The organism is Actinokineospora sp. PR83, from assembly GCF_021056305.1.
Lineage (GTDB): Bacteria > Actinomycetota > Actinomycetes > Mycobacteriales > Pseudonocardiaceae > Actinokineospora > Actinokineospora spheciospongiae.
This window is the reverse complement of sequence record NZ_JAJCXD010000058.1, coordinates 22550-43830: the sequence shown is the minus strand read 5'-3', so window position 1 is coordinate 43830 and position 21281 is coordinate 22550. Positions and strand designations below refer to the sequence as shown.

14 protein-coding genes and 1 pseudogene are annotated in these 21281 nt (G+C 72.2%); 7 read left to right on the top strand and 8 right to left on the bottom strand.

The genetic code is table 11. The annotated features are described in order from the left end of the window. The 3 genes and pseudogenes from L6E12_RS20415 to L6E12_RS20405 all read right to left on the bottom strand — a co-directional run. Window positions 1-262, bottom strand: a pseudogene (locus L6E12_RS20415) (hypothetical protein); the annotation flags it as partial. A 58-nt stretch (window positions 263-320) separates the two neighbouring features. Continuing rightward, window positions 321-5069, bottom strand: coding sequence for a LamG-like jellyroll fold domain-containing protein (locus L6E12_RS20410; protein WP_236229523.1), 4749 nt, complete (start codon window positions 5067-5069; stop codon window positions 321-323). 910 nt (window positions 5070-5979) lie between these two features. Further along, on the bottom strand, window positions 5980-6450 hold the full coding sequence (locus L6E12_RS20405) for an Lrp/AsnC family transcriptional regulator (protein ID WP_236229522.1): 471 nt from the start codon (window positions 6448-6450) through the stop codon (window positions 5980-5982). A 175-nt stretch (window positions 6451-6625) separates the two neighbouring features. Between L6E12_RS20405 and L6E12_RS20400 the strand changes: the two genes are divergently transcribed. From L6E12_RS20400 to L6E12_RS20375, 6 genes are all read left to right on the top strand, one after another. Beyond that, a complete protein-coding gene (locus L6E12_RS20400) occupies window positions 6626-7540 on the top strand; it encodes a TauD/TfdA family dioxygenase (protein ID WP_236229521.1) in 915 nt (304 codons plus the stop codon). Further along, window positions 7537-8463, top strand: coding sequence for an alpha-hydroxy acid oxidase (locus tag L6E12_RS20395; protein ID WP_236229520.1), 927 nt, complete (start codon window positions 7537-7539; stop codon window positions 8461-8463). Before L6E12_RS20400 ends, L6E12_RS20395 begins: the two co-directional genes overlap by 4 nt. A 23-nt stretch (window positions 8464-8486) precedes the next feature. Further along, a complete protein-coding gene (locus L6E12_RS20390; protein ID WP_236229519.1) occupies window positions 8487-9134 on the top strand; it encodes a hypothetical protein in 648 nt (215 codons plus the stop codon). Next, window positions 9131-10090 (top strand): DMT family transporter, encoded by a 960-nt coding sequence (locus tag L6E12_RS20385; protein WP_236229518.1) that lies wholly within the window; start codon window positions 9131-9133, stop codon window positions 10088-10090. The genes L6E12_RS20390 and L6E12_RS20385 overlap by 4 nt, the downstream gene beginning before the upstream one ends. Continuing rightward, window positions 10087-10611 (top strand): hypothetical protein, encoded by a 525-nt coding sequence (locus L6E12_RS20380; protein WP_236229517.1) that lies wholly within the window; start codon window positions 10087-10089, stop codon window positions 10609-10611. Before L6E12_RS20385 ends, L6E12_RS20380 begins: the two co-directional genes overlap by 4 nt. Before the next feature lie 463 nt (window positions 10612-11074). Next, window positions 11075-11899, top strand: a complete 825-nt coding sequence (locus L6E12_RS20375; protein WP_236229525.1) for a DUF72 domain-containing protein — start codon at window positions 11075-11077, stop codon at window positions 11897-11899. A 191-nt stretch (window positions 11900-12090) separates the two neighbouring features. Here the strand turns inward: L6E12_RS20375 and L6E12_RS20370 are convergent, their stop codons facing one another. Continuing rightward, window positions 12091-13104 carry a hypothetical protein gene (locus tag L6E12_RS20370; RefSeq protein WP_236229516.1) on the bottom strand — a complete coding sequence of 338 codons (1014 nt, stop codon included), beginning with the start codon at window positions 13102-13104 and terminating at the stop codon, window positions 12091-12093. 153 nt (window positions 13105-13257) lie between these two features. Further along, window positions 13258-14589 (bottom strand): hypothetical protein, encoded by a 1332-nt coding sequence (locus L6E12_RS20365; RefSeq protein WP_236229515.1) that lies wholly within the window; start codon window positions 14587-14589, stop codon window positions 13258-13260. 306 nt (window positions 14590-14895) lie between these two features. Here L6E12_RS20365 and L6E12_RS20360 point away from each other — a divergent pair, with 306 nt between their 5' ends. Then, window positions 14896-16041 carry a histidine decarboxylase gene (locus L6E12_RS20360; protein ID WP_236229514.1) on the top strand — a complete coding sequence of 382 codons (1146 nt, stop codon included), beginning with the start codon at window positions 14896-14898 and terminating at the stop codon, window positions 16039-16041. A gap of 15 nt (window positions 16042-16056) precedes the next feature. Here the strand turns inward: L6E12_RS20360 and L6E12_RS20355 are convergent, their stop codons facing one another. The 3 genes from L6E12_RS20355 to L6E12_RS20345 are packed head-to-tail and all read right to left on the bottom strand — an operon-like array spanning window position 16057 to window position 21188. Beyond that, entirely contained in the window at window positions 16057-19047 is a 2991-nt protein-coding gene (locus tag L6E12_RS20355) for an amidohydrolase family protein (protein WP_236229513.1), read from the bottom strand. Then, the gene (locus tag L6E12_RS20350) at window positions 19044-20522 is read right to left on the bottom strand and encodes a glutamate--cysteine ligase (protein ID WP_236229512.1); all 1479 of its coding nucleotides are present in this window, start codon (window positions 20520-20522) and stop codon (window positions 19044-19046) included. Before L6E12_RS20350 ends, L6E12_RS20355 begins: the two co-directional genes overlap by 4 nt. A gap of 18 nt (window positions 20523-20540) precedes the next feature. Then, window positions 20541-21188, bottom strand: coding sequence for a hypothetical protein (locus L6E12_RS20345; RefSeq protein WP_236229511.1), 648 nt, complete (start codon window positions 21186-21188; stop codon window positions 20541-20543). Window positions 21189-21281 lie beyond the last annotated feature (93 nt).

Below are 21281 nucleotides of genomic sequence, written 5' to 3'. Positions count from 1 at the left end.
CCAGCACGGCCCCGGTCCTCGCGGCGGCAGCGCGTGCCTTGCCCGCCGCGGGCCACGCCGCCGCCGGGGCGGCGGCCGCGGGCATGGACATGTCCGGCACGGGCAGCGGGGCCACGGCCTTGCCGGGCACGGAGCGCTCCGGTTTGACGGCGGGACCGGTGTCGGCGGCGGCGGGCGGGGGCAGGGCGGTCACGGTGGTGGCCGTGACCGCGAGCGCGGCGACGACCGTGGTCGTGGCACGCAGGAACGAACGCAGGCGCATGGTGTGGGGTTCCTGGGTTCTCGGCGTTCTCAGGGGTTCTGGGGTGTTCGCGGTGGTGCTAGGCGGAGGCGAGCTTGGTGGCGCAGACCGGGGAGTGATCGCAGGTGGGCGGTACCACACCGGAGAAGACACGTACGTCGCGCACGGCGCCGCGCCAGTTGTGCGCCCCGACCCCGTTCCACGTGTTGCGGCCGATCAGCACGCCGGAAGCGTCCTTCAGGGTGGTGTTGGCCCCGGCGTACCAGCCGTACGGGGTGGACGGTGTGGCGGGCTCGAACTGGGTGTCGTTGGTGGGCACCGTGTTCTGCCGGACGCCGTTGACGTAGAGCAGCACGCGTTTGCCGGGTGCGTCGTAGGCCACGGCCAGGTGCACCCACCCGTTCTGGTCCTCGTAGTCGGAGGCGGGGTTGTCGCTGAGCAGCCACTGGGCCTGGGCCGCGTTGCCCCCGCTGCCCTCCACCAGCACGGCCCACCGGTTCCACTGCGGTGCCAGGCCGACCGCGAGCCCGGAGTGCGGGCCCGTGGTGTCCAGGCCGAAGGCCATCCGCGTGCCCTGGTCGTAGGAGGTCGGGTTGACCCAGCCGGACAGGGTGAACGACTGGTCGGCGCGGAACGCGTCGGGCTTGGCCGCGGTGATGCTGCTGCCGAGGTGCCACAGGCCGTTGACCTGTTCGGCGTTGAGCGCTTGGCCGTAGACGCGCAGCTCGTCCATGCTGCCGGGGAAGAAGTCGGCGTCGGCGCCGTTGTACTTGAGCCTGCCCACGGCGAAGGAGCCGCTCGACAGCCACGGGGTGGCCCAGGTGTTCTCCCCCTCCAATTGCCCGTCGACGTAGAGCTGGACCTTGTCGGTGCCCGCGTTGTAGACCCCGGCGAGATGGGTCCACGAACCGACCCTGGGCGGCTGCTTGGACTGCGCGCGGGCCACGCCGGGGGCGTCGACGTCCCCGGTGGTCATGCCGAACGACCACCGGTCGGCGCCGTGGTCGTACTGCAGGACGAACGGGCTGGTCCGGTTGCCGTCCTGGGACATCACGGTGAACCAGCCGTCGGTCCTGGTGAGCTTGACCCACGCGGACACGGTGAAGCCCGCAGTGGTGTCGATGATCGACGACCGCTGGAGGCGCTGGTCGGTGCCGTTGAGCGTGACCGCCTGGCCGGAGAACCCGGTCTGGTGGTTCGCCGCGGTCGGGCCGGAGTTGTTCGAGTGGACCAGGTCGCGGCCGTTGCCGGAGGAGTCGGTCACCGTGCCGTCGAGCGACCACGACGCCAGCGGGGTGACCCCGGGCACCGAGCCGCCGTTCTCCACCTGGTGGCCCAGGAAGTTCGCCGACTGCTTCCCGCCGGTCGGGGCCCAGGAGACACCGCTGCCGCGCAGCCGGGCCGTGGGCCCGCCCTCGGCATCGGCGGCGTTGACCCCGGCGGTCTCGTCGAGCAGGTAGCGAGCTCGCGCGACGGGGCTGTTGGCGGCCAGGGCGGGCTCGACGGCGGACAGGGCGTCGTCGTAGGCGGTGACCTCGTCGATGTCGCCGGTGAAGTGCGAGGTGCCGTTGCCGACCTGCTTGGCCGCGCCGACGACGAACCTGCCCGTGGCCGAGAAGCCCGGGGTGACGCTGGTCTCCGCCTCGCGGACGCCGTTGACGTAGAGGCGGATCTTGCCCAGGTCCTGGTCGTAGACGGCGGCCAGGTGCGTCCACACGCCGACCTGCGGTGAGGAGGTGCCGATCGCCCAGCGGAACTGGCCGCTGTCGGAGTCGGTGCCCGCCGTGCCGAAGATCCACCGGTCCACGTCGGGGGCGTAGCGCAGCACGAACCCGCTGAGCCTGGTGCCGTCCTGGCTGACCACGGCGTTGTGCCGGGTCTTGTCCCCGAGCCTGGCCCAGGCGGTGACCGAGAAGCCGGCGCCGGTGTCGACCACCGGCCCGGTGGTGACCGGGCGCTGCCCCGTGCTCAGGTCGGTCTTGATGCCGCGCCCGGCGTAACCTTTGGTGTACTGCGTCGTCACCGGGGAACCCAGGTTGTTGTTGGCCCCGCTGTTGAGCAGGTTGTCCTCGAAGGCGTATTCGGCCACGGGGCTTGCGGAGGAGCCGGTGGTCAGGCCGCTGACCTCGGTGGCGGTCAGGGCGTGGTCGTGGACGCGGACGGTGTCGATGACACCGGTGAAGTGGCGGGCGCGGTGGCCTGCGGCTTTCGCGGCGCCGACGACGAACGGGCCTGCGGCGTTCCAGCGGGTGCCAGTCACCGTGGCTTCGCCGTCGAGGGCACCATCGACGTAGAGGCGCAGCTTGCCCGCCGTGGCGTCGTAGACACCGGTCAGGTGCGTCCAGGCGCCGGGGACGGGAGGGTCATCCGACAGCGCCTTGACGGCGGCGGTGGCACCGTCGGTGTCGCTGTCGGTGAATGCGATCGCCCACCGGTCGACGGCGTCCTCGTAGCGCAGGTCGAACCCGGAGGTGCGATTGCCGTCCTGCGACAGCACGGAGAAGTCACCACCATCGCCATCGAGGCGGGCCCACGCGGAGACGCTGAAGCCGCGGTCGGTGCGGATGAGCGGGCGGCTGGATTGGTAGAACTCCTGGGCCTGCTGGTCGGTGATCACGCCGCGCCCGTCGTGGCCCTCGCCGAAGAACCCACCGGGCAACCCATCAGGCGACAGCGGGCCGGTGTAGCTCAGCGACTTGGTCTCGGCGGTGTCGACCAGGGAGTCCTCGAACGACCAGTGGGCGACCTCGGCCGAGAGCAGCGCCTGGTAGTCGGAGACGACGATGGAGTACGTGGTGGCGGTCGCGGAGATGTTGCCCGCGCGGTCCACGGACTTGACCGACAGGGTGAACGGCCCGGACGCGATTGGTGACCACGACACCACAGCGGTGCCGTTGACCTGGGCCGGAGAGGACCTGACCTCACCCTGGCCGGTGAAGGTGTACAGGTAACCTGTGATCTTGTCGGTGTTGCCCGCAGGCGGGCTGATCTCGAACAGGCCGCCACGGCCGACGCCGCCGGAGGACACCCCAGCCGGGTACTGCGTGGACTTGACCGAGGGCGGGGGTGGTGTGACCGTGTCGACATCGACCTCGCACGTGCCCGACCACGACACCAGGGCGCCGTCGGTGGACCACAGGTTCCAGGTGTGCACGCCCTCGGCGTTGATCCGCCCGCCGGGCACGGTGACTTCGGCGAAGCTGCCGGAGGGCACGTTGTAGGTGGTGGTCTCGGTGCCGTCCCACGTGTGGTTGCTCGTGGTGCCCTTGTAGGTGCGGAACGAGGCGTTCAGCATGCCGCCGTCGGGATCGGACACCCTGGCGCGCAGCCGCGGGGTGCGGGTGCCGATGACCGGGCGGGCGTCGCCGTTGACGCACGGCAGGGCATCACCCGGGTTGGGGCCCCACCCGTTGACACCGAGGTGCTGCGGCTGGTTGGGGTAGGAGTTGTACTCCACCACCAGGTACGGGTTGAGGTCGAACCGGCGCCAAGAGGCGTTGCTGGTCTCGTTGGCGCCCTTGACCAGGAAGACTGTCTCGCCGTAGCCGTTCGCGGCGGCGGAGGTGATGGCGTTCTTGGCGCCGAGGTCCATGCCGCCGTTGCTCGGGCAGTACGTGCCGTTGTTGGTGGTGTTGCTGCTGCTCTGCCACGCGGCCCCGCCCGGCTGGTTGTTCCAGGTGGTGCCCGCGTCGACCCAGTTGGCCGTCCACAGCTCCGTGTGCTGGGCGGAGCCGCACTGGTAGGAGTGCAGGACGTGGAGGTGCAGGTAGGCGTTGTTGATCGCCTTGCCCGCCAGGGCCGCGGTGCTCATGCGCAGGTAGGTACGGGAGACGAAGCAAGACCCCTCGCACACGTACCCGGCCTTGAGCTCGTTGAGGACACCGTCGGTGCGGTCGAAGTTCAGCGCGTTGGGCCATGCGGACTGCACGACGACGTGGTGGGTCTTGCCGCAACTGGTGCACCCGTAGCCGGGGTCGAGGTACACCGGGTAGCGGGTGGTGGAGGCGGCGAGGAAGTCCTGGTCGGGGGCCACGGCGATGGTGCCGTCGCCGACCTCGACGTCCATCACGGCGGTGCGGGCGCCCACACCGGTGCCGCGAAGCCGGTCTTCGGGGGTGGCCTCACCGGAGGAGTCCCACATGCGGGAGGCGTCGCCCTTGAGCACCGCCTCACCCTGGGCGTTGCGGGCCTGCACACCGTCGGGGGTCTCAGTGGCGGGACCGGAGTTGTCGTGACCGCGTCCTTGGCCCTCGGCCAACTCGACGCCGGGGGCGCCGAAGACGACCTGGTCGACGCCCGCGGCGGCGGCCGGGGTCTTGACCACGAGCACCTGGCTGAACCCGACGACGTCGGCGGTGACCTTGAGGTCCACCCCCGGCAGGACCTCGGGGTACGTGGCGGTGGGCCCGTCGAGCACGGGGGCGGGCAACGGGGTGGGCCACGTCAGCCCGGTGCGCGCGCCGTCGGCAGCGAGGGCGACCAGCGGGGCGGTGCCACCGCCGGACACGGTCAGGTCGACCGCGGCGGCCTTGGGCGCGACGCTGCCGTCGACCCGCCGCACGAGCGTGGTGTCGACCGGGGTCCACTCCCCGCCCCGCCGAACTCGCACGGGCAGGCGGTGCTGGGTGAGGGTGAACGTCCCGTTGGGGTTGGCGACGACCTCAGTGGTCTCGTCGGTGAGGTCCCCGACCCGGACCGACCTGCCCCCGGCGCGCGCCGCGGCCGACGCGCCCGACTCGGTGGCGACCTCGTCGGGCACAGCAGCGGGCACAGGCTCGGCGGCAGCGGGCACGACCGAGAGCACGGGCGCCAGCAGGGCAGCGGCCAAAACCGCTGCGAGACCGCGCCGCTTTCCGCGCGCAGGGAAAACAGGCATCAAGGAGACCCCCAGGTCACCGTCGGCGGGCGTCACCACCCACCGTTCTCCGCAAACGAACCGAACGGTGCCTTAACAAGAAAAATAAAACAATAGGCCGAACGGGCCAATCACCAAATCCACGAAACTCCTCCATTTGGTTGGAAATTTCCCATTTCGCCACTTGATCTGTTGGCGACAATCGGACACCCTTCGCCATCGCGCGTCAACCTGCCACCTATCCGCGCAAACCTCCCCCTAAAAATTCGGCGGTACTGCAAATCTTGAATGACTGGAGTAGGTAGATCGTGCTCCATGCGGATACGGCCTACGACGTGAAGAGCTGCGTCGATGGCTCATCGACCGCGGCATCATGGTTCGCATCAGCCGCCGCGACATTGACACCTCTGAAAAGCTCGGCCGCCACCGCTGAATCGTTGAACACACCCTGGCCTGGCTCACCAACGGATACCGGCGCGTCAGCGCTCGCTGGGAACGCCACGCCCACAGCTACCCCGGCTTCGCCACACCCAGCTGCTTCAAGAAACTACCCATGCAAAACGCACTCCAAGTGGTCAACACGTGGGATTCGACCACACTGAACACGACCGACCTGTAGAGCCAGGACCTCCGGCTCCCGACGGCCTGGATTACATCGACCAGCTCCAACCGTGGGGTGGCCCATGGTTCCCACGACACTCCGATCGGATTGAAGCACCTGGCGGTGGATTCCACCGTCCGACGATCATCTGCACTCGAACGGCAATGACCAGCGGTTCCAACCATGGCGGATTGGGCGCGCTACGGGTGTCCCCTCCTCTTGGTGCCTGAGCCGGATCAGGGCGGAGAGTAGAGCGGAAACGAGTTCGGACCGGCGCGTGGCTCAGCGGGTCGGCAGGGTGAGTGTCGTGCGCAGCGGGTCCAAGACCACCATCGTCGTGTAGCGGCGGATGTTCGGGGCTGACTTCAGCACCTCGTCGGCGACGGACCGGTGTTGGCTGATGCCGGTGGTCGCCAGGACGGCGATGTAGTCGTGGTCGCCCGTGACGTTGTAGAGCTGTTGGACGTGGGGGTTCGCCAGCAGGTGGGCGCGGAACTCCTCGTGGGCCTCCGCCGACTCGCGGTCGAGGGTCACCGTGCAGATGGCCAGGAGTGCGTCCGTGGCGGTCCGGGGGTCGAGGACGGCGACGGTGCGGGTGATGAGGCCGGTTTCGCGGTAGCGGGTGATGCGGCGTTGGACCGCGCTGGGTGACAGGCCGACCAGGTCGCCGAGGGTGGCGAGGGTTCTGCCGCTGTCCTGCTGGAGGAGGGCCAGCAGGTGGTGGTCGACGTCGTCGAGGGGCTGTGGGGGCACGCAATATTCTTGCGTCAGGGGTGGGAAATTTTCAAGCGCATTGCGGGGTGTTTCGGCTACCGTCCTTTTCGTATGGGGAGAACGAGACGAAATCGTAGTGAAAGCGGGCGGGAATCTGGCGCTTAGAGCGTTGTTCTCGACACGTCAGCACACTGCGACAATTGGGGCCAGGCTGATGACGACTGCGATATCTTCATCAATTTCCACTATTTCCGGGGTTGAGTACGAGGCGTTGCTCGCCGTGGGCGAGGCGCCTGCCGCGCTGCGGGAGTTCGCAGCGGACTCCGGCGAGGACGGGTTCGTGCTGCTGCGCGGGATTCCGGTCGGCGAACTGCCGCCGACGCACGTGGGTGGTGTGGCCTCCGGGGTGGTGGGCCACCACACGGACGCCGTGCTGCGGCGGGTGGCCGACGCGCTCGGGGTGATGGTCGGGTACGCCGAGGAGAAGGCCGGGGCGCTGGTGCACGAGGTGCAGCCGGTGGCCGGTGACGAGCAGCGGATCGAGAACTCCGGGTCCGTGGCGTTCGACTTCCACACCGAGAACGTGCACCACCCGCTGCGCCCGGACTGCCTGGGGCTGCTGTGCCTGCGGCAGGACCACCTCGGTGTCGCCGCCACCAGGGTCGCCTCGGCGCGGGCCGCGGCCCGCCTGCTCGACGACGGCGTTCTCGCGGTGTTTCGACAACCGGTGTTCTCCAGCAACCACCCGACCTCCTTCACCCGGGGTGGGCCGGAGGCGGCGCCCGCCGGGCCGCACCCGGTGCTCTACGGCGAGCCGGACCGGCTGTTCCTGCGGTTCAACTCGCACAACACCTTCGCGACCACCGCCGCGGGCAGGTCGGCGCTCGTCACCCTGGCCGCCGCGCTGGAGGAGGTTTGCCACGACGTCCTCCTGACCCCCGGCGACCTGGTCGTGCTGGACAACACCGTGGCGGCGCACGGGCGGACGGCGTTCACCCCCCGCTACGACGGCCAGGACCGGTGGCTGCGCCGGTTCTACTCGGTGCGATCGATCCCGCGGACGGTGCGGGACATGATGGGCGGCTCGCGCGTCGTCCCCGCCCTGCCGCGGATCCGGGGCGTCTGGTGACCGCCGTCGAGCCCCACCCCGCCCTGACCTCGGCTGACGTCGAGGCCGCGTGGTGTGAGCGCACCCCCGCCCCGATCCGCGCCTACGTCGAGGGCGGGGCGGGTGGCAACAGCACCGTGGCGGGCAACGCCGACGCGTTCAGCTCGGTGTGGCTGACCCCGAGGGGTGTGCGGACCGGGGCGGACGAACCCGATACGGCGACGACCCTGCTCGGGCACGTGCTGGCGAGCCCGGTGGTCCTCGCACCGACCAGCCCGCAGCGGCTGCTGCACCCGGACGCGGAACTGGCGGTCGCGCGCGCCGCGACGGCCAGAGGTGTCCTGTCCGTGGTCAGCACGGACACGCACCACCGGTTCCCCGACATCGCCGCGGCCTCACCCGGGTTGAGCTGGTTCCAGCTCTACGGGTACCGCTCACGGGAGCACGTGGCCGAGACGGTGGCCTATGCCGAGCGGGGTGGGGCGTCGGCACCGGTGGTGACTGTGGACGCGTCCGACAGCGCGCGCCGGGTCAGCACGTGGCGAGCCGGGTTCCGACTGCCGGACGACGTCGACTACGGGACGTTGCGCGACGTCGGCGTGCTCGATGGGGCGGCACCGGCGTCGGGCAGGCTCGACCGGCTGCCGGTCACCTGGGCCGACATCGCCCGGCTGCGCGCGTTGACCAGCCTGCCGTTGCTGGTCAAGGGCGTGTTGCGGCCCGAGGACGCGGGTCGGTGCGTGGCCTTGGCGCTGGGTGCCGACGCGGTGTGCCTGGGCAGGCCCTACCGGTGGGGCCTCGGCCTGGACGGCGAGCGCGGCGTGGGGCAGGTCCTCGACCTGGTCGACGCCGAGCCGCGCGACTGCCTGCGGCAGCTGGGCGTCGCCACCACGGCTGATCTCGACCGCTCGTTCCTGACCCCGGCCCGACCGGTTCTGACCTGATCCAACCCGAGAAAGGCGTTCCCGTGTTCATCGCTTTCACCAGGGGCGTTCCCCCCGAGCAGGTGCCGCCCGTCGACGAGCTGGCGAACATCGCCGCGGACGTCGTCACCGACCGGCCGACCGAGGTATTCCAGTACCCGAGCATCGGCGGGAACCTGGGTGACGAGTGGCTGGCGGCGGTCGTGGCGGAGCGGGCCCCCGCGTTCCTCTACACGATCCCCTGCTTCCAGGACCGCAGCGGCGTGTGCGCGTCGGAGGAGACCCGCCGCGCCGTGGTGGAGCTGGCAGACCGGCACGGTTTCCCAATCGTCGAGGACACTCCCTACCGGCGCCTGCGCCACCACGGTTTGGTCAGCGGGCTGGCGCGGCTCGCCGAGGGCACCTACCTGAGCGCGACGCCGTTGTCGCAGATGGTGGCGGCGCGGGCGTTGGAGATCGGGGTGGTCGACAGCGCTGTGGCCACGGCTGTGTCGTTCCTCGGCCCGCGGCACGACTCCGCGGTCACCGCGGCCCGCGCGGCGTTCGGCGACCAGGTCGTGTCGGACCCGGGCGGCGGCTACTTCGTCAGCGTGCTGGCGGAGTCCGCGCTGTCGGAGTCGGAGTTCCTGGGCCGGGCCGAGGCCGAGTTCGCGACCGGCGCGGCCCTGCTGGCGGACGTGCTCGCGCGATGAGCAGGACGGGTCTGGCGGGCGGACTGGCGATCGGCGCGATCGGCGCGGTGGCGATGGGCAGCGCGGCCCCCGCGTTGAAGCTGCTGGCGGGCAGCGGGCTGTCCCCGGTGAACGTGATCCAGGTGCGCACGGTGATCGGCGCGCTGGCCCTCCTCGCCGCGGCGCTGCTGCTGCGGAGGGGGAGGATGTCCGTCCCGCGCGGCGACTGGTGGCTGGTCGCGTTGTACGGGGTGATCACGATCGCGGTCAACCAGGTCCTCTACACCGTCGCGCTCGGGCGGCTGCCCGTGGGCGTGGCGTTGCTGTTGGAGTACCTGGCCCCGGTGCTCGTGGCGCTGTGGGTCCGGTTCGTGCAGGGCAGGCCCGTCCCGGCGTTGCTGTGGGTGGGGATCGCGGTGCTCCTCGCGGGCCTCGCGCTGGTCAGCGGGGTCGGCGGGAACGGGGCCGGGTTGGACTGGGTGGGTGTCGCCTTCGGCCTCGCCGCGGCGGTGACCCTGGCGGGGCGGTTCCTGTTGGCGGAGCGGGGTTTGCGCACGCACGACCCGTTGGTCATGGCCACCTGGGGAGGGTGCCTCGGCGCGGTGGCGCTGACGGCGGCGGGGGTGTTCGCGCCGTTCCCGTTCGAGGTGCTGGCGAGCACGGCGAGGTCGGCGCCGGTGTGGGGCCTGGCGCTGTACGTGGGGTTGGTGGGGATGGCGGGCGCCATCCTGCTGGGCGTGATCGCCCAGCGGGTGATCCCGTCCACCTCGGCGAGCCTGGTCGCGGCGCTGGAGATCATCGTGGGCGGCGTGCTGGCGGCGGTGGTGCTCGGCGAGCGGTTGAGCGCGGCGCAGTGGGCCGGGTCGGCGGCGATGCTGACCGGGATCGTGTTGTCGCAGTTGGCGATGGCCGGGCGGAGAGCGCCTGCGGAGGAGGTCCGCCCGGTGGACCCGGTGGCGGCGGGAGCGCCGCGGTGAACCCGGTGCTCTTCGTCAACGCGAGGCGGACCCACCTGGAGCGGGGCGCGGCGTTCGAGGCCGCCCAGCGGGCGGGGCACCCGGTCGTCCTGCTCGCCGATCGGGTGCCCGGTGGCCTGCCCGCGTCGGTCACACCGATCCAGGCCGACACCGCCGCCCTGACCGACGTCGACATCGGCGAACTGGGCAGGCACCGGTTCGCGGGTGTGTTGGCCTGGTCTGACGGTGACGTGCGCACCGCGAGTCGGATCGCCACCCGGCCCGGGCTGCCGGACCGCCCCGCCGCGGCGGGGTGGGCCAAGGGCAAGTCGCTGGTGCGGGCGGCGGTCGCCGCCGCCGACCCCGCCCCGGTTCTCCGGGGTCGACCGCGGGGGAGGGCCTCGGGCCCGCCCTGGCCGCGGTGGGGGTGCCCGGGGTGCTTGAGCCGGTGGCGTCCTCGGGCAGCCGGGGCATCGTCCTGGTCGACTCCGCCGAGGAGCTGGAGGCGGCGTTCGACCTGCTCGGCGGGTTCTCCGGGCTGATCCACGAGGAGTTCACCGCCGTGTCGTGGCGGCGTTGGGATCGGACGACTGCCCCTTCCACCTGGAGTGCGTGGTCAGTCGGGCGGGTGCGGCTGGTCGAGGTGGGCGCGCGTGGCGGCGGGGACTTCATCGCCTCCCACCTGGTGGGTCTGGCCACCGGGCGACCCTTCGCCGAGGACGCCGTGCGGGTGGCGACGGTTCTGCCGCCGCTGCCCGCCGCGCAGGACCTGCGTGCACGAGATCCGGCGCAAGCACGGCGACGAGGTGTCCGCACAGAGCCGGGCGGGTACAGCGCCGACGTCGGCCCCGAGCGGGTGGACGTGGGACGGGTGCGGTCGAGGACGCGGTCCGCGACTACCGGGCGGCACCCGCGTCCGCCGCGCGGTCGCGGGTGGGCACAGGCTATCTTCGCTCACGATCGAGGGGAGTTGGCGGAGTGGCACGTCTTCACGTCGGCTGCGCGATGTGGACCCACAAGGCGTGGCCAGGGCGGTTCCTGCCGCAGTCGCTGCCCGCCAAGGAGCGCCTGCGGGCCTACGCGGGTTGGTGCAACGCGGTCGAGGGCAACACCACCTTCTACGCGACCCCCGCCCGCAAGACCGTCGAAGCTTGGGCGCAGCAGACCGGCCCCGACTTCCGGTTCGCGGTCAAACTGCCCAAGGTCGTCACGCACGAGCGCAGGCTGGTCGGGGTCGAAGCCGAGATGCGGGCGTTCCTGGACGCGGTCGACCCCCTCGGGGAGCGGGCGGTCCTGTGGACGCAGTTGCCCGGCTCGTTCGGCCCCTCGGACGTCGACGCCCTCGGTCGTTTTCTGCGCAGGCTCCCCGCCGACCGCAGGCGGGCCGTGGAGGTGCGCCACCCGGGGTTCTTCACCGACGCGGGCTCGACGTCGCTGCTGGAGGGGGTGCTCGCGGGCGCGGGGGCCGAGTGGGTGCCGTTCGACACCGCGGTCTTCTTCCAGAGCCCGCCGACCAGTGAGGCCGAGCAGGAAGCCTGGGCCAGGAAACCGCGGCTGCCGCGGCGGACGCGGGCGCTGACCGACCGGCCGATCGTCCGGTACCTGGGCCGGGACTCGGTCGAGGAGACGGTCGAGGGGTGGCGGCCGTGGACCGCGGTGGTCGCCGACTGGCTGCGCGAGGGCCGGTCACCGACGGTTTTCCTGCACACCCCCGACAACGACGACGCGCCCGCACTCGCCCGCCGCTTCCACGACGAGGTGCGGGCGCTCGTGCCCGACCTCGATGCGCTGCCCGAGCCCGAGCCGATCGAGCCCGCGACCCTGTTCTGATCGGTATCGCGATCGTGTTCAAGCTCGGCGGCACGGTGCCGGTGGACGCGTCTTGCTGAACGACACCCGGGCGCAGCGGGTCTGATCTGGTGCGCCGGTCCACTGCTCATCCAGGCCCGGGTTGCGGAGCTGCGACCATCGCCGCTGTCCAGGTGTGAAGCCGACCTGAGCATGTGACAGCCGGGTCTGGGTCACCGGCGGTTCTTGCGCCGAGCCGCGCCCTGGAGCTTGCGCTTGGACTTCCTGGGATCAGCTCCGCCGCTGCTCCTGCCGGACGGTGGCCTGCCGCGCCGCGCCCGATTCATCTCGGCGTTGCGCCAGCTCGTCAGGATCTCGGGCAGGTGGTCGCGGCTGTTGAGCCACTTGAGCGCAGCGCGGGTGTAGGGGTCCTCCGTCTCCTCGAAATCTTCCGCGAATCCGGGTTCCAGCAGCACCCGCCGCGCGAGAGCTGTGTACATCGGGTCTTCGGCGAAGCGCCGCATGCCCTGCACGGTGCCGACACCAGGGCAGAACGCACCGCCCGCGAACCACGCGGCGCCCGCCATGACACTGCCTGAGTCCTCACCTTCCTTGACCGTCGGCTCGGTGAGGCGCGTCGCGATTTCTCGCTCGGTGTCGTCGATCGTGAACTCAACCTCGGTCTGGAGCGCCCGCTGGTAAGCCTCGATCGCTTCGGCCGAGTTCGACAGCTCCAACTGCTGTTCGACGTCGGTGGTCTCGAAGTGCAGGACGCATTCGGATGTCTGAAGCCCTAAGCGTCGGCCGAAGACCCGCGCTGTCCGCCGGAACCCGGCCAGGAAGGTGACCTCAGGGCGCTTCACGCCCTTGCGGATCTCGTCGCCGTGCCGGGCGTACGGTGACGAGACGAACGGGCAGACCTGGGCCGCGTACAGGGCGCAGATCTCGTGGACCGGTGCCTCACTCGAGATGAGCGTCTTCGCCGTCGCCGCTGATCTGTCGAAGGAAACCTGCCACCGCAGCTCGTCGCCGAACGGGAGCGCGCACACGGCGCAGAGGTCGAAAGTGGCCAGGGCGAGCTTCCGCGGCTCCGACAGCGCACCGAAGTCGATGTCCCCGGGTGCCTGGCCGATCGCGGCGATGACCGGGTAGCCGCGGGGGTCGACGCGGAGGTGCGCGAGCCGTTTCGGCTTCGGGACCGACCGAGGCCCCTTGCTCATCGGTTCACGTGGATCACCGAATGTCATTCCCCCAGCTTATGGGAGCCGTCATCAGGGCCGTGGAACGCGCCCGCCCGGGCTGTCACTGGATCGCGCACCGTCGCCGCCCCGGCGGGCGCGGTGTCAGAGCACGTCGACGTGGAAGAGGGCGGCTCGCGGCTGTACCTCGCGGGGTGCCCGTCACCCGGCGACGCGGCTGGCGCGGTGCAGGGTGTCGCGCACGGTGGTGTTGCCGCGGTGCGCGTACAGCTTTCGCCGGAAGGTGCGGAAGGCGAGGTCGACGCGGGCGGAGTGGATGCGGGGGTAGTCGTCGAGGAAGCGGTGCCAGGTGGTGCAGGACTGCTCCAGGCGGCCCTGGCGCAGTTGCAGGTCGGCGAGGTGGTGGATGGTGAGCATGCGGGAGCGGCGTTCGGCTTCGGGGCGGTGGCGCAGCGAGTCGCACAGTGCGGTCTCGGCCCGGTGGCTGGCGCGGAGGGACACCAGGGCCTGCCCGGTCAGGTGGGCCAGGTCCGCCCGGTCGGTCCGCTGGGCGGGCGGTTCCGCGGCACCGTCCAGGCACCCCTCGGCCTCGGCCAGGCGGGACAGGGCGGTGCCGCGGTGCGAGAGCGCGGCGTGGGCGACGGCAGCCTGGCCGAGGATCGCCGCCCGCGCGCCGGGCGAGGCACGACCGCCCACGCGGTCCACCGCTGCGTCGGCCAGGCCGACCGCCTGGCGGTAGTGGCCCAGGAACCAGGCCTGCACGCTCATGCCGCGCAGGACCAGCGCGTGCGCCGTCGCGTCGCCCGCTTCGTCGGCCAGGCGCAGTGCCGCCCGGTAGTAGCGCTGGGCCAGGTTGTGGTGCAGGTTGTCGAAGCACATGAAACCGGTCAGGCGGGTCAGCGCGGCCGTCGCGCCGAACAGGGTGCGGTGGTTGTCCTCGGTGCACGCCAGCAACCACGTGGTGACGTCGGTGGCGAGGTAGGCGGCCAGCGCGAGCCGGGCGTGCCCGCCGCCGAACGCCTGGTCGGCGGTGGCGAAGGCGCACCGCATGGCGCTGATCGCCTCCGCGGTCTCGCTCTCGACGGCGCACACCCGAGCGGGGCGGGGATCGCGGCCCGACCGGCCACCGGTCCACTCGGGGGTCGCCGCCCACTCCACCCGGAACGGCTGTTCGCACAGCGCGCTGCGGCACGCGGGGTCCAGGTCCGCCGTGATGAGCTGGAGGAGCGCGGAGGCCGCGGTCGCGTCGTCGGCGGCCGGTTCGGCCGGGCAAGCGGTCGCGGCGCGCAGGCCGATGTCGGCCACCGGGATCGGCCTGCCGAGGCGGCGGGACAGGGCCTGGGCGACGAACTCGGGGACCGGTGGGCGCGGGCGGCTCCCCGACAGCCAGTGCGCCACCGCGGTCCGGTCGTAGCGCAGGACCACGCCCGCTTCGAGGGCCACCCGGTTGACCGCGAGGGCGAAGCTGTGCCCGGTCCACCGAGCCTCCCCGAGGAGGGCGCGCAGCGCTTCGTTGGGCGTGTTCTTGCGCAACGTCCAGTTCTCCTGACAGCTTCGACCGCCACACCGGCCCGAAACCGGCGTGTCGAACAAATACCTCATCGCTTTCCGGAGATTCCGCCCTTTTCATTCAAGCACGGCCTCCCCACCGCGACCATCGCTCCTTCGGGTGAGGGGCGGGCGGCGATTCCCCCGGCCACAAGCGGTGCGGGACAACGGGAATCCGCCCGGCCGGAGCGGAATATTCCCCTCGGGTTCCCGGACTGCCTGAATGGCCCTGCCGCCTTCTCCGGCGCACCACTACATTGTCATTCACGATCCCGGTGGAGGTGGACGACCGTGGAACTCTTCGACCCCGACCGGCTCCGCATCGGCGAGGACGCGAACCCGGACGTCGACCCGCTGGCGGAGGCGGTGCGGTGGATGCGCGCGGAGAGCGACCGCATGGTGGGCTTCCCGGTGAACCTCGACTTCGACCACCGCCCGCTGGCGGAATTCCTCGCCGTGCACGGCAACAACGTCGGCAACCCGCGCGCGGAGAGCGCGTACCGGATCGACACCAAGCCGTTCGAGGTGGCGGTGCTGGACTTCTTCACCGCCCTGGCCGGTGGCGACCCGTCCCGGGTGTTCGGCTACCTCACCAGCGGGGGCACCGAGAGCAACACGTTCGCGGTGTGGGTGGCGCGGGAACGCCACCCCGACGCGGTGCTGTACGCCTCGGCCGAGGCGCACTACTCGTTGCCGAAGCTGGCCAGGCTCCTCCGGATGCCCTACGTCGCGGTGCGCACCCGACCGGACGGCACGCTGGACACCACGGCCCTGGTCGGGGAACTGGCCCGGCACCCCGGTCGGGCGGCGGTGGTCGCGGTGACGATCGGCACGACCGGTCGCGGCGCGGTGGACGACCTGCCCGGGGTGCGCCGCGCGCTCGCGGCGGCGGGGGTCGGGCGGAGCTGGGTGCACTGCGACGCGGCCTTCGGCGGCATCCTGGCCGAGTTCGGCGACGAGGCGATCCCGTGGAACCTCGCCTCGGGGGCCGACAGCGTCGCCATGAGCGGGCACAAGGTGATCGGGTGCCCGGTGCCCTGCGGGGTGGTCCTGGTCCCGGAGGCCGACGTCGCGACCATCCGCGAGGAGGGTGTCGCCGTCGGGTCCGACGACGACACCATCACCGGTTCGCGGGACGCGCTGGCGCCCGCGCTGCTGTGGTACGAACTGCGCCGCCTGGGCAGGAGCGGGTTGGCCGAGCGGGCGCGCCGGTGCCACCGGACCGCCGCCCACGCCCAGCGCAGGCTCGCCGAGGTGGGCCGCAACCCGAGCCGGGCGCGCGGGGGGACCATCGTGCTGTTCGACCCGCCCCCGACGGACTTCTGCCGCCGCTGGCACCTGGTCCGCGACGAGGAGCACGCCGCGCTGGTGGTCATGCCGCACGTCACCGAGGAGCAGGTCGACCGGCTGTGCGCGGAGCTGGCCGCCTCCGGCTGACGCCCCGCGCGGGGTTCATGGCTTGCGCACGGTGCCGCCCTGCATGACGAAGTCCACCTCGCCCATGACGCCCATGTCCTCGGTGGGGTCGCCGGGGACCGCGACCAGGTCGCCGACCGCGCCCGGCCGCACGCGGCCGAGGTCGGGTTGCCGCAGCAGGTCGGCCGCCACCGACGTCGCCGACCTGAGGATCCGCTCGGCCCCGATGCCGACCCTGGCCATGGTGGGGAACTCCCGCCACGTGTCCGCGTAGGGGATCACGCTGGCGTCGGTGCCGAAGGCCAGCACCACGTCGCTGTCGGCCAGCAGCGCGGCCGTGGACCGCAGCGACTCCGCGCAGTCGCGGAACTTGGCGCGCAGGACGCCCGGCTTGCCCTCCCAGAAGTCCTCGTCGTCGAGCCGGTCGACGTGGTGGAAGACCACGTACAGCGTGGGCACCAGGGGGACACCGCGTTCGGCGAGCAGCGCGAGGGTGTCGGCGCCCACCAGGTTCGCGTGCTCGACCGAGCGCACCCCGGCGCGCACCGCGCGGCGCACCGCCTCGTCGTTGAACGCGTGCACCGCGCACGGCAGCCCGAGGTCGGTGGCGGCGGCGACCAGCGCGGTCATCTCGGCCTGCGTGTAGGTCACCGCGGCCGGGTGGTCCGATGGCGTGCCGAACCCGCCGCTGGCGGCGAACTTGATCCAGTCGGCACCCGCCCGGACCTGCTTGCGGACCTGGGCGATGACCTCGGCGGTGCCGTCGGCCAGGGTGCCGACCTCGATGCCGAACCGGGTGGTCAGGTCGGGTTCCTTGTCGCCGTGCCCGCCCCGGGCGGAGATGATGTTGGGCGCGGTGAGCAGGCGGGGTCCGACGACCAGCCCCTCCTTGACCGCCTGGCGCAGGTCGATCGTGCTGGGGTAGTCGGCGCTGCCCAGGTCGCGCACCGTGGTGAACCCGTTGTCCAGCAGCGTCCGCATCGCCGGGAGCGCCCGGAGGGTCTGCTCCCCGACGGAGGCGGTGTTCAGCGACTCGTCCAGCACGTGCACGTGGCAGTCGATCAGGCCGGGCAGCAGCGTGTGCCCGGGCAGGTCGATGCTCTCCGCCGTCGGCGACCCGGTCACCCCCGCGCCCACCTGCTTGACCCGCCCCTGGCGCACCAGCACGCGCGCCTCGGCGGCCGGGCGCATGCGCTCCCCGTCCCACAGGCGGTCGGCGGTCACCACGAACCCGTCGTGGGCGGTGTCGCGGGGGCTGGTCGTGGTGGGCGGTCGGTTCGGCTCCTGCCGGTCCGCGACCTCGGCGGGCGTCAGCGGCCGGTAGTGCTCGCGCTGCCAGACGTCACCGGGTCCCGGGTTGTCCGGCGTGGTCTTGCCGCCCAGGCAGTGCAGCACACCCCAGGCCGCGTTCAGCCCGGAGGCCATGGCGTGGTCGAGCCACCCGGGGGACCACGACACGTCGTCGCCCGCGAGGAACAGCGGGTTGGCGGGCTCGCCCGGCACGCCCGCGGCGTCCTTCACGAAGTGCGAGAACAGGTCCCACTGGTAGGGGTACTCCCCCGGCCGCGAGAACCGGCAGATGCCCTTGAAGTTGCGCTCCTCCTCCCAGGAGATGGTGCGGGTGGCCCCCGCGGCGACCTGGCGGCGCAGCTCCTCGGCCACCTCCGGGTGGATCTCGCAGAGCTCGTCGACGAACGCCCCGACCCGTTCCTGCAGGGTGGACGAGGCGACCTTCATGGAGTCCTCGGCCCAGGTGAAGCTGAGCACGAGCACCGACCGCCTGCCGCCCGGCTCCCTGGGCTCGCCGAAGTCCATCGTGTAGGTCGCGCGCGGCAACCGGTCGGTCAGGGTCACCCCGTCGAGGCTGGTGCCGGTCCAGAACGGCGTCTCGGTCACCAGGACGGTCTTGGCCGACTGCCAGTAGCTGAGCCTGCGGATGGCGCGCAGCAACCTGGGCCCGAAGGGCGGTGCGCCGCCGGGGCGCAGCGGGCGGACCCGCACGGAGGTCTCCAGCACGTGCAACTGCGGGGTGAAGACGGCGGCGGGGAACCAGTCCGCCCGGCCGTCCTCGTCGTGCACGACCACGCCCTCGGTGGTGTCCTCCCCCACCTCCAGGGTGACCACCCCCGGCCGCGGCGCCCCGTCGTTGACCTCCGCCAGGCTGGTGAAGCGGCCGTCGGGCAGGCCGGTGCGGTGGTTCCAGAACCCGTCGGCCACCGCGCCCATGCCTTCGCGCAGGTGGAACACCTCGGCGCCCTCCGTGGTCAGCAACAGCCGCATGACCTCGGTGAACGCGAGCCCGAAGAAGCAGTCCCAGGCCGCCGTGCCCACCCCCGCGGTGCCCAGCACGCGCGCCTGCTCCCAGGTCAGCCTGGCGCCGTCGGGGTCGAGCAGGAAGCGGTGGAAGGTCCACTGCTCGTAGCGGCCGAGCAGGGCCGCCCACCGCCGCCGGATCTCCTCCGGGTCCCGCGCGGCCACCGCCCGGCGCAGGTCGGTGAGCCCGATCCGCTCCAACGCTTCCAGCCACCGGGTGTGCGCCTGCCGGAACACCTCGTCCCCGGGGTACAGGTCGCTGATCTCGCGGACCGCGCGGGTGCGGCCATCGATGTCGAGGACCGTGCGCGGGGTGGTGCCCGGGACGTACTCGTCGCGGAAGGGCTGCCAGTGCAGGCCGAACAGGTCGGCGTAGTGCCGCAGCAGCCGGGCGGAGTCGGGGGCGCGCATGCACCCCAGTTCCACCACCGCGCTGTCGGCGGGGGCCAGCCGCTGGGAGTGCATCCGCCCGCCCAGCCGCCTGCCGCCGGGGCCGCCCGGGGAGCGCTCGGCCTCGTACAGGATCGGGGTGCAGCCCACGCGGAGCAGCTCGTAGGCGGCGGTCAGCCCGCTGCCGCCGGTGCCGATCACCGCGACGCGGGTGCCCAGGGCGCTCGTCGGCAGGCGGCCGATGCGCCGCCCGCCCGCCACGTGGGCGGCGTAGTCGAAGGGGAAGTCGACCTGCAGGTCCGCGGCGGGGGGCGGGGTGCTCACCAGGGTGCTCCTCGGGACGGGGCCGGCCAGGTGTGCACCGGCTCATCGGTGGTGCTCAGTTCGCGGTAGCGGTGGACCGACTCGCGCAGCGCCCGTTCGGTGGACGACCGCCGCCGCAGCGCCTCGAAGGCGCACCGCTGCCACCGCGCGCCGGTCCGCCCGGTGGCGGCGCGGTGTTCCAGCACCGACAGGTACCGGTCCACCTCGGCGTGGTCGACGCCGAGGTCGCGCAGCCCGTCGGCCGCCGCCGGGAGCAGCGCGCGCACCAGCTCGGCGGCGGGGAGCACGCGGACACCACCGGGGAACGGCCACCGCAGCGGCGCCCGGGGACCGATCGCCGCGGCCCGGTGGAAGTTGCCCCTCGCCGCGTCGAACGGCACAGCGGCGGTGAAGCCGCTCCCCGTGGTGGCCAGGTGCCTGCTCAGCCCCACCAGGAACGCCGCGTTGGCCGCCATGTCGACCGGTGTGGGGCCGGAGGGCAGGGCGCGTGCCTCGACCCGCACGTTGCCCGCCGGGTCGTACACCGGTCGGTTCCACCGCCACACGGTGCTCTGGTGCAGGCGCAGCTCGTCCAGGCTCGGGACGCGGCCCCGCCGCAGCGCCGTCAGCGGGTCCTCTTCGGACACCTCGGGGACGAGGACGTCGTGGTTGCGCACCACGTCCGCGAAGACCCCCGTCGCCCCGTGCGTCCACCCGGAACCGAAGGTCACCCGGGGCAGGGTGCCGGTCGCGGCGGCGGTGGCGTGGTCGCCCATGCCCTGCTCGTACAGCGCGATCCTGGTTTCCGGCCACAGCCGCCGCCCCAGCAGCAGCGGCGAGTTCCCGGACACCGCGAGCAGGGGCGCCATCGCCAGTTGCACCGCGTCGTAGGTGATCGCCAACCGGTCCGGGGCCGCGGTGACGTGGACCTGCCACGAGCAGCAGGCGGCCTGCACCGCGATGGAGTCCGCCTCGATGGCGCAGTCGTCCGCGCCGCTGATGCCGATGTGCAGCGGCGCGCACCGGCGACCGCGCAACTCCCGGTCGAGCACCCGGTACCGCGGCACGTCGGTGATCGCGCCGCGGCCGAAGTCGCCCGGGCGCAGGGTCGGCAGCATCCCGATGGTCACGGGGAGCGCCCCGAACCGCCTGCCCGCGTCGGCCACCAGTCCCAGCACCGCCCCGACCTCGGCCCGCAGGGCGGTGAACGGCCTGCCCGCGACGTGCCTGGGGGTCAGGTTCAGCTCCAGGTTGTAGCGGCCGACCTCGTGGGTGAGCCGGTGGTCGCCCGCCGCGGCGAGCACCTCCAGGTTCACCGGCGCCGGGGTGTCGTCCTCGGTGACGAGGAAGACCTCCAACTCCGCGCCCACCGTGTCGGGGGGTCCGCCGAAACCGGGCCGCCGCAGCACGGCGTCCAGCACGACCAGCGAGTCCTCCAGGCGGCGGCGGAAGACCTCGCGGTCGCTGTCGGTGAACGCCTCGGTGTCGATCCGCACGCCCATCGGGGGTGCCGCTCAGCCCGCCGCGGCGAAGTGCCACAGGTTGCCGAGCATCGGTTCCACGCCCGGCGCGCTGCGGAGCACCCGGTCCGCCTCCTCGCCCTCGGCCAAGGCGAAGTCGATGACCTCCACCGCGCCGTCGACGACCGCCGCGGGCGGCTCGGCGTACTGCTCCAGGTACGAGATCAGCACCTCCGGGACGTCGCTGCCGGGCAGGACGTCCAGCAGCGCGGCGCACGCGGCCGTCCACAGCAGGAAATCGGTCCGGGCGACCAGCGCCGCTTCACCGGCACCGGCGTGCAACCCCATCCAGGAGAGCATGTCCGCCGCTTCCCGCGTCGCCGTCGACAACGGCGCCCGCCGCAACTCCGCCACGTCCAAGCCCACCGCGCCCACCACGTCCCGCACCAGGAACCGCCTGGCCTGCAAGATCGTGTCGGCGACGTGGACGAACAGGCCCGCGGGCACCTCGTGCCGGAACCGGACGGCCAGCAGCGGGTAGGTCGCGAATTCCGCCTCCTGCGTCTGGAATTCGACCTGCACCAGCCGCTGGACCTGCTTCTGGTCCAGCCGCCCATTCCGCGCGGCGGCCAGGAATTCGTTGTTCTCCACGTGCTGCCGAACCGGGAGGTCGAGCTTGTTCACGAGCGCACCGGCGTCCACCACAACACCACCCTCCGTGTCGATGGCCTGAAATCAACCGTCGAGCCAACCGAAGTTCCCCATGGAGTCAACACCGGCACGAGCAAATCGAAC

Coding starts and splice junctions, on each gene's coding strand:
- L6E12_RS20375 (WP_236229525.1), top strand. CDS start 11,075: ATGTGGACCCACAAGGCGTGGCCAGGGCGGTTCCTGCCGCAGTCGCTG.
- L6E12_RS20385 (WP_236229518.1), top strand. CDS start 9,131: ATGAGCAGGACGGGTCTGGCGGGCGGACTGGCGATCGGCGCGATCGGC.
- L6E12_RS20370 (WP_236229516.1), bottom strand. CDS start 13,104: ATGACATTCGGTGATCCACGTGAACCGATGAGCAAGGGGCCTCGGTCG.
- L6E12_RS20400 (WP_236229521.1), top strand. CDS start 6,626: ATGACGACTGCGATATCTTCATCAATTTCCACTATTTCCGGGGTTGAG.